We start from the raw sequence: 9,154 nt of genomic DNA, 5'->3' as shown, positions 1-9,154 counted from the left end.
GGTCCGCGCCGAAACCGTGGGCTCGCACGAGGCCGCCGGGCGGGTGTTGTCCGAGGCGGTGTACGCGCGCTACTCCTCGCCCACCATGCACAGCGCGGCCATGGACGGCATTGCCGTGCGCGCGGCGGACACCTTTGCCGCGCGCGAGGGGCATCCCGTGGCCCTGCGCCGGGGCGAAACCTATCACCCGGTCAACACCGGTCACCCCATGCCCGAAGGGTGCGACGCCGTGGTGATGATCGAGCACGTGGCCCAGATCGACACGGATACCGTGGAAATCGAGGCCCCGGCCTTTCCGTGGCAGCACGTGCGGCGCATCGGCGAGGACATCGTGGCCACGGAGCTGCTGTTTCCGCGCAACCACCGGCTGGCCGCCTGCGACGTGGGCGCGCTGCTGTCCGGCGGTATCTGGGAGGTGCAGGTGTGGGAACGGGTACGCATGCGCATCATTCCCACCGGCGACGAGGTGCTGGACTTCACCACCAGGCCGGAGCCGGGCGCCGGGCAGGTGGTGGAATCCAACTCGCAGGTGCTGGCGGCCATGGCCCGCGACATGGGCTGCATCGTGGAACGCATTCCCCCGGTACCGGACAACCCCGACGCCCTGCGCGCCGAACTGGCCCGCAGCCTGGACGAGGGTGTGCACGTCACCGTGCTGTGCGCCGGGTCGTCCGCAGGCAGCAAGGACTTCACCCGGCAGGTCATCGCGGCGGAAGGCCGGGTGCTGGTGCACGGCATTCAGGCCATGCCCGGCAAGCCCTCGCTGCTGGGCGAATGTCGCGGGCGGCTGGTGGTGGGTGCGCCCGGCTACCCCGTCAGCGCGGTGGTCTGCTTCGACGAACTGGTGGCCCCGCTGGTGGCGTGGATGGGGCGCACCGTTCCGGCGGACCGCCCCGTCGCAGACGTGCATCTGACGCGCAAGGTGCCCTCCAAGCTGGGGGTGGAGGAATTCGTGCGACTGGCCGTGGGCCGTGTGGGAAACAGGCTGGTGGGCACCCCGCTGGGACGCGGCGCGGGCAACATCACCACGCTTTCACGGGCGCAGGCCGTGGCCCGCGTTCCCGCCCTGTCCGAGGGCGCCACCGAGCACGAGGTGCTGCGCGCCCGGCTGACCGTGCCCGAGGCGGTGCTGGACTCCATTCTGGTCTGCGTGGGCAGCCACGACAACACCCTGGACGTGCTGGCCGACGAACTGATGGGCGGCGAGCGGCCCTTCCGGCTCATCTCCACCCATGTGGGCAGCATGGGGGGCATCACCGCGCTGCGCGGCGGCTCGTGCCACTTCGCCGGGGCGCACCTGTTCGACCCGGAAACGGGGGACTTCAACTTTCCCTTCCTGGACAAGTACCTGCCCGACATGGACGTGCGGGTGGTGAACCTGGCCATCCGGCATCAGGGACTCATCGTGGCGGCGGGCAACCCCAAGAATATCGGTAAAGTGGAAGACCTTGCGCGGTCGGACGTGCGGTTCATCAACCGCCAGCGCGGCGCGGGCACGCGCATCCTGCTCGACTGGCACCTGGGGCAGGCGGGCATCGCGCCTTCGCTGGTGCAGGGCTATGACAAGGAAGAATTCACCCACATGGCCGTGGCCGTGAACGTGCTGACCGGCGCGGCGGACTGCGGCCTGGGCATCCATGCCGCGGCGCGGGCGCTGGGGCTGGATTTCGTGCCGCTGGCGCGGGAGCGGTACGACATCGTGATTCCCGCCACGCACATGGACGATGCGCGGGTACAGGCCATGCTGGCCCTGCTGCGGGACGAGCGGTTCCTGAAGCGGGTGGAAGCCATGGGCGGGTACGAGACGACACTGTCGGGCCGGGTGATGGAGAAGGGAATGGGGCTTGGGGGGTAGGGGCACGACACTCCTTTTTCCCCTCTCCCTGCCTTCCTCCCCCCCAAAAAACAGGCGCGTCGCCGTTGCAACACCTGCAACGGCGACGCGCCCTTCTTGCTTGCACACCAAAACGGGTTAGGTCCGCATGCCGGGTCGCCGTCAGGGCATTACACCCGTTCGGTCACCAGATTGCCCATGCTCACGGTGCCCACCAGCGTCCTGCCTTCTTCCATGATGTCGCCGGTGCGGTACCCCTCGCGCAGCACGCCGCTGACGGCCTGCTCGATGGCCACGGCTTCCTTCTCGAGTCCGAAGGTATAGCGCAGCATCATGGCCACGGAAAGGATGGTGGCCACGGGGTTGGCCTTGTTCTGCCCGGCGATGTCCGGGGCGGAGCCGTGGATGGGCTCGAAGATGCCGGGGCCGCTGGCCCCCAGCGATGCCGAGGGCAGCATGCCGATGGACCCGGTGATCACCGCCGCCTCGTCGGACAGGATGTCGCCGAACAGGTTCTCGGTGACGATGACGTCGAACTGGGCGGGCCAGCGCACCAGCTGCATGGCCGCGTTGTCCACGTACATGTGGGTCAGTTCCACGTCGGGGTATTCCCTGGCCACCTCGATGACCACGGCGCGCCACAGGCGCGACACGGCCAGCACGTTGGCCTTGTCCACCGAGCAGACCTTCCTGCTGCGCTTGCGGGCCGCCTCGAAGGCCACGCGGGCGATGCGGCGCACTTCTTCTTCATTGTAGATCATGGTGTTGTAGCTGGTGCGCAGGCCGTCGCGCAGTTCTTCCTCGCACACCGGCTCGCCGAAGTAGACGCCGCCGGTCAGCTCGCGCACCACCATCACGTCCAGGCCCTGCGCGGCGATGTCGGCGCGCAGCAGGCAGGCCCCGGCCAGTTCGGGCAGCAGGGTGGCCGGGCGCAGGTTGGCGAACAGCCCCAGCGCCTTGCGGATGCCCAGCAATCCCTTTTCCGGGCGGATGGCGGTGGGCAGCGCATCCCACTTGGGGCCACCCACGGCGCCCAGCAGCACGGCGTCCGCCGCCTTGCACGCGGCCACGGTGTCGTCCGGCAGGGGACCGCCCGTGGCGTCGATGGCCGCGCCGCCGATGAGCGCATTGGTGTAGCTGACGGTGTGGCCGAACTTCTTGGCCACCTTGTCCAGTACCTTCACGGCCTGTTCCACTATTTCCGGGCCGATGCCGTCGCCCGGCATCAGGCAGATATTCATGTCCATCTGGGTATCCTTTCTCGGTGACCGATGCGCGCTATGGGTGGTGCGGCGGCGGGACGGGGGTCCGGCCCGCCGCCGGAATGGTCAGGATTGGCTTCTCTCGCTTCCGCCTTTTTCCCTCGCGCCTGCAAAACCGGCATTCGAGGGATTTTGTTCTCCGGCGAGGAAGGCGAGTTCCGGGCGAAGGGAGTGTATTCTTGGATACTCGACCTTCGGACGGAACGAGCCTGACGAAGCCGGATGGCAAAAGGCCCGAATGCCTATGCCAGCTTCTCGCGGACGTAGGGGACGAGGCCCCCCTTATCCAGCAACTCCCGCATCGACGCAGGCAGCGGCGGGCAGGTGATGGTGGCCCCGGTGGTGCGGTTGGTGATCAGCCCCTTGGCCGCGTCCACTTCCACGGTGTCGCCGTCGGCGATCTTGTCCACCTCGTCGCCCACTTCCAGCAGCAGCAGCCCCATGTTGAAGGAGTTGCGGTAGAAGATGCGCGCGAAGCTGTGCGCGATGACCACGGGCATGCCCGCGCCCAGGATGGCGATGGGGGCATGCTCGCGCGACGAGCCGCAACCGAAGTTGCGCCCCGCCACCATCACGTCGCCGGGCTTCACGCGTTTCACCCAGCCTTCCTCAAGGCCGGCCATGCAGTTTTCGCCCAGCTTCCGGGTGTCGGTGGTCACCAGAAAGCGCGCGGGGATGATGGCGTCGGTATCGATATGCTCGCCCACCTTGTGGGCGGTGCCGGTGTAGCTCATGATGCGTAAACCTCCATGCGTGGCGTGTGGAACTGCCCCTGTCTACTGGGGCCTACAGGCTGCCGGGATGGGCGATGACGCCCGCCACGGCGGATGCGGCGGCAACTGCCGGGCTTGCCAGATAGACCTCGGACTCCAGGCTGCCCATGCGCCCGCGGAAGTTGCGGTTGGTGGTGGCGATGGCGCGTTCGCCGTCGGCCAGGATGCCCATGTGCCCGCCAAGGCACGGCCCGCAGGTGGCCGGGCCCACGATGCAGCCCGATTCCATGAAGGTTTCGATAAGCCCTTCCTTCAGGGCTTCCTTCCACACGCCGGGGGTGGCGGGCAGCACGATGCAGCGCACGCCCTTGGCCACCTTGCGGCCCTTCAGCACTTCCGCCGCCTCGCGCATGTCGCTGATGCGGCCATTGGTGCACGAGCCGATGACCACCTGGTCCAGGGTCACGCCCCGCACCTCGCCCACGGGCTTCACGTTTTCCGGCAGGTGCGGGCAGGCGACCACCGGGTCCATGCCGGATACGTCGAAGGTCAGCTCGCGTTCATAGGTCGCGCCGGGGTCTGCGGACAGGGGGGCGTCCTTGCGGCCGCGCGCGGCGGTGTAGGCAAGGGTCTTCTCGTCGGCGGCGAACAGGCCGACCTTGCCGCCCGCCTCGATGGCCATGTTGGCGATGGTCATGCGGCCTTCAACGGACAGGGCCTCGATGGCCGCGCCGTCGAATTCCAGCGCGCGGTACAGGGCGCCGTCCACGCCGATCTCGCCGATGAGGCGCAGGATCAGGTCTTTCGCGCCCACCCACCTGGGCAGGGTGCCGGTGAAGGTGGCGCGGATGGTGGGCGGCACCTTGAACCACGTTTCGCCAAGGGCCATGGCCCCGGCCACGTCGGTGGACCCAAGGCCGGTCGCAAACGCACCCAGCCCCCCGTACGTGCAGGTGTGGCTGTCTGCCCCCACCACCACGTCGCCGGGGCCGACCAGCCCCAGTTCGGGCAGCAGGGCGTGCTCCACGCCGCAGTCGCCGCCTTCGTAGTAGTGGGTGACGCCCATTTCCCTGGCGAATTCGCGGGTCAGCTTCACCTGCTGCGCCGAATCGATGTCTTTTTGCGGGGTGAAGTGGTCCATGACCAGCGCCACCTTGTCGCGGTCGAACACCTTTTTCGCCCCCATGGCCCGGAAGGACTTGATGGCGAGCGGAGCGGTGATGTCGTTTGCCAGAGCCAGCGAGACGCGACAGCGGACGATCTGCCCCGCGGCCATGATCGCCTCGTCGGTGTGCGCCTGCAGGATCTTCTGCGCAAGCGTATGTGCCATCTAGATGCCCTCCTTCTCTTGCTCTTCTTCTTTCTTTGCCAGGCGGTTCAGCGCGTTCACGTACGCGCGGGCGCTGGCCAGTATGATGTCGGGGTCGGACCCGCGTCCGACCGCGCTGCTGCCGTTCTGCCGCAGGCGCACGGTCACCTCGCCCTGGGCGTCGGTGCCGCCGGTGATGGCGGTGACCGAATACCGTTCAAGGCTGGGCGTGCGGCCCACCATTTCGCCGATGACGTTGAAGATGGCGTCCACCGGCCCCACGCCGAACCCGGCGGCGCGCTTCACCTCGCCCATGACGTCCATGACCACGGCGGCGGTGGGGGGCATGCCGGTGTCGCTGCACTGCACGGAAAGGTTCACCAGCCGGTACAGGTCGGGCAGGCGGTAGACCTCTTCAAGCACCAGGGCCTCGATGTCCTCGTCATAAATCTGCTTCTTCTTGTCCGCCAGCTTCTTTACCGCGTCGAACACCGTGACCAGCTGGCCTTCCTCCAGCCTGTAGCCCAGTTCTTCCAGCTTGTTCTTCACGGCGTTGCGGCCCGAATGCTTGCCGATGACGAGGTCTGTCTTGGTCTTGCCGATGGATTCCGGCGTCATGATCTCGTACGTTTCGCGGTTCTTGAGCATGCCGTCCTGGTGGATGCCCGATTCGTGCGCGAAGGCGTTGGCGCCCACGATGGCCTTGTTGGGCGGGATGGGCTGGCCGATGATCATGGAAAGCAGGCGGCAGGTGGGGAAGATCTGCTCGGTCACCACGCCGCAATCCAGCTGGTAGAAGTCGCGCCGGGTGTGCAGGGCCATGACGATTTCCTCGAGCGAGGCGTTGCCTGCCCGTTCGCCAATGCCGCTGATGGTCACTTCCGCCTGGCGGGCGCCCGCCTTCAGCGCGGCAAGGGTGTTGGCCACGCCCATGCCGAGGTCGTTGTGGCAGTGCACGCTGAACACGGCCTTGTGGCTGCTCGGCGTGTTCTCGATGACGTACCTGATGAGCCGCCCGAATTCCTCGGGCTGGGCATAGCCCACGGTGTCCGGCACGTTGATGGTGGTGGCACCGGCGTTGATCACCGCCTCGAACACCCGCACCAGAAAATCGGGGTTGGAGCGCGAGGCGTCCTCGGCAGAGAACTCCACGTTGCTGGTGTACCGGGCGGCATGGCGCACGGCGGCCACGGCCATTTCCACAACCTGGTCCGGTTCCTTGCGCAGCTTGTACTGCATGTGCACCGGCGAGGTGGCGAGAAAGGTGTGGATGCGCGGGTTTTCGGCTACCTTCACGGCGTCCCAGGCACGGTCGATGTCGGCGGGCATGGCACGGCACAGGCCCGCCACTTCCACGCCCTTCACGGCGCGGGCAATGGCCTGCACGGCCTCGAAGTCGCCCAGGCTGGATGCGGGAAACCCGGCCTCCATGATGTCCACGCCAAGGATTTCCAACTGGCGGGCCAGGCGGATCTTTTCCTGGAGGTTCATGGTGGCGCCGGGCGACTGTTCGCCGTCGCGCAGGGTGGTGTCGAAAATGCGGATGCGACCGGATTCGATGGTCATGATTCGTGCTCCTCTGGCTGTGGTCCGCGCCCGTTGCGGTTGGGGGCGGGACCATGGCGCTGATGCGCGGTCGTCACGTGCGGCGCGTGCGCCTGACGGATTGCTGCATCTGTTCGTTAGCTGCGCGCCGGCCCGGGAGACGGGACTCTGGCTGAGAGGAGGGTACACGTCCGCCCGGGAACGGCGTGCGTTCCTGACACGGAGGTACGGGGCGCTGCTACGACAACCCTAGGATAGGCTGCGTAGTAGCTTGTGATTGCGGCGGGGAATGATGACGAAGGTGTACACGGGACCAGAGATGAGGTAGCCCGCGAACACCAGGAAACCCAAGAGCTTGGGTTCGGAGGAGACGAGTACGAACAGCAGGATGGCGGTAACCATCGAGCTGAACGGATGGGCCTTGATGAGCCCGTATTCCTTGAAGGACGCGTAGCGCACGCGGCTCACCATGAGGAAGGCGAGCACGAAGGCGAGCGCAAGGCAGAAGCGCGGGAAGAACCCCGCGAACTGTTCGGGCACGTAGGGGCTGAACAGCACCAGCGTGGCCACGGCGCAACCGGCTGCCGGGATGGGCAGGCCGATGAAGAACTTCTTGGAGGTGGTGGCGGTGGAGATGTTGAACCGGGCAAGGCGCAACGCGCCGCACACAGCGAACAGGAAGGCGGCGGCAATGCCGAGGCGGCCATACTGGTGCAGCTGCCACTGGTACATCATGAAGCCGGGGGCCACGCCGAAGGCCACCAGGTCGCACAGCGAATCGTACTGGACGCCGAATTCGCTGGCGGTATTGGTGAGGCGGGCCACCTTGCCGTCCAGGCCGTCCATGAGGGCGCTGAACAGAATGGCCATGGCGCAGTCTTCGTACCGCCCGGAAACGGCCCACAACATCCCCAGGAAGCCTGCAAAAAGGCTTGCCGTGGTGAAGAGGTTAGGGAGGATGTACACTCCCTTGTGGATCGGGCGGGCGGGCTGTTCCATGGCCTTGCGGCTGTCCTGTGCCTTTCTGCGGTAGATGAACCGTTGGAATTGACGGGGGTTAGGCGTTGCGGCGCGCCACTATGGTCTGCCCGGCGAACACCTGTTCACCCACGTTCACCGCCGGAGAATAGTCGTCCGGCAGGTAAAGGTCAACCCGCGAACCGAAGCGGATCATGCCGAAGCGTTCGCCACGGGTCAGCACGTCGCCTTCATCGGTGCGGCACACGATGCGCCGGGCGATCAGCCCCGCGATCTGCACGAAGGTCCAGGTGGAGCCGCCTTCCCCGGTCATCTGGTAGGCGCAGCGTTCGTTGTCGGTGGAGGCCTTGTCCCACGCGGCATTCAGGAACTTGCCGGGATGATAGGCAATACCGGTCACGGTGCCCGCCACCGGGGCGCGGTTAACATGCACGCTGAACACGTTCATGAAGATGCACACCGCAGTGCGCGGCTGGCCGGTGAACGGGTCGGGCATGGTCTGCACGCGCACCACCTTTCCGTCGGCGGGGCTGACGGCAAGCCCGGGTGCGGTGGGGGTGACCCGTTCCGGATCGCGGAAGAAGTGGCAGCAGAACCACGTCAGCAGCATGAACACGAAGCTGCCGGTGGCGCAGCCGAGCATGGCGAGGGAAAGCGTGACGAGGACGCACAGGCCGATGGCCGGGACGCCTTCGGGGGTGATGCCGATGGAGGCTTTGCGCATGTGGGGTGCCGTTGGTTGCGGTGGTTTGGTATGCCGGGGCCGCCGTGCGGCCCGCGCGCGGGCAATATGGCGTGAGTGTAGGCAAAAGCCGTCGCGCTGGCAACCTGCGGGCGACCGTAGGCAGGCGGAAGGGGCAGCCGGTGGAGCAATCGGGGGGCCGTGGCCCGCGTGCGGGGAAGGGCGGCGGATGGCCTGGCCTTGAATCCGGCGCGGCTAACGGGATTGCCCATGGGTGGAGGCGCAGCGGGTGCCCGCTCGCCGCCGGACGGTTGGCGCGAGCAGCTTTCGACCGGCCATCCGGCGCAGCAGCAGGGGCGCCACGGCCAGCAGGCACAGGGCAAGGCCGGTGCGCAGGGAAATGATGTCCCCAAGGTGGCGGATGCGTCCCAGTTCCGCCCCGGCGTGCACGTAAAGGGCGTTCAGCGGCACCATGCCGAACAGCGAGACCGTGGCGAAGGTGGAAAGGCGCATGGCGGTGACCCCGAACAGCAGGTTCACCAGCCAGTAGGGCATCACGGCCACGCAGCGCAGGCCCAGCAGGCACAGCGCGCCCGGCGAGAGGAGTCCGGCAAAGGGTGCGCCGGACGGAAGCCGGGGCGGGATTGCCTGGTCTGCCGACGCGTCCCCCGTCGGCGTCTGGCCCCAGGCAGCAGGGGTGGGGGGTGTGGGCTGCCCCCCTGTATCCGTCGCCGCAGCGGGCCTGTCGCCACCTTCCGCCATGGCCGCGTCGATGCGGACCAGTTGGCCGGGCCACAGGCGGCGCACCGTGGCGCGCAGCAGGTGGCGGGC

8 protein-coding genes are annotated in these 9,154 nt (G+C 67.4%); 1 reads left to right on the top strand and 7 read right to left on the bottom strand.

Annotated features, from left to right (window positions below; genetic code table 11):
• Positions 1-1,855, top strand: a 1,855-nt coding sequence (locus FVW20_RS01085; RefSeq protein ID WP_196607927.1) for a molybdopterin biosynthesis protein, incomplete at its 5' end; no start/stop codon positions are given.
• Between the two features lie 149 nt (positions 1,856-2,004).
• Here the strand turns inward: FVW20_RS01085 and leuB are convergent.
• The 7 genes from leuB to FVW20_RS01050 all read right to left on the bottom strand — a co-directional run.
• Positions 2,005-3,081: a 3-isopropylmalate dehydrogenase gene (leuB, locus tag FVW20_RS01080; protein ID WP_196607926.1), complete on the bottom strand. Its 1,077-nt coding sequence runs from the start codon at positions 3,079-3,081 to the stop codon at positions 2,005-2,007.
• 257 nt (positions 3,082-3,338) lie between these two features.
• Positions 3,339-3,830, bottom strand: coding sequence for a 3-isopropylmalate dehydratase small subunit (locus FVW20_RS01075; protein WP_167121912.1), 492 nt, complete (start codon positions 3,828-3,830; stop codon positions 3,339-3,341).
• Between the two features lie 52 nt (positions 3,831-3,882).
• Entirely contained in the window at positions 3,883-5,139 is a 1,257-nt protein-coding gene (leuC, locus tag FVW20_RS01070; protein WP_196607925.1) for a 3-isopropylmalate dehydratase large subunit, read from the bottom strand.
• Positions 5,140-6,684 carry a 2-isopropylmalate synthase gene (locus tag FVW20_RS01065; RefSeq protein WP_196607924.1) on the bottom strand — a complete coding sequence of 515 codons (1,545 nt, stop codon included), beginning with the start codon at positions 6,682-6,684 and terminating at the stop codon, positions 5,140-5,142. It lies immediately after the preceding gene.
• 228 nt (positions 6,685-6,912) lie between these two features.
• Entirely contained in the window at positions 6,913-7,662 is a 750-nt protein-coding gene (pssA, locus tag FVW20_RS01060) for a CDP-diacylglycerol--serine O-phosphatidyltransferase (protein ID WP_167121906.1), read from the bottom strand.
• 58 nt (positions 7,663-7,720) lie between these two features.
• Positions 7,721-8,365, bottom strand: a complete 645-nt coding sequence (locus FVW20_RS01055) for a phosphatidylserine decarboxylase family protein (RefSeq protein ID WP_196607923.1) — start codon at positions 8,363-8,365, stop codon at positions 7,721-7,723.
• A 213-nt stretch (positions 8,366-8,578) separates the two neighbouring features.
• Positions 8,579-9,154: TVP38/TMEM64 family protein (locus tag FVW20_RS01050; RefSeq protein WP_231038758.1), on the bottom strand; the 576-nt coding region annotated here is incomplete at its 5' end.

This window comes from Nitratidesulfovibrio oxamicus, from assembly GCF_015731765.1.
GTDB lineage: Bacteria > Desulfobacterota > Desulfovibrionia > Desulfovibrionales > Desulfovibrionaceae > Cupidesulfovibrio > Cupidesulfovibrio oxamicus.
This window is presented reverse-complemented; position numbering and strand designations above follow the sequence as displayed.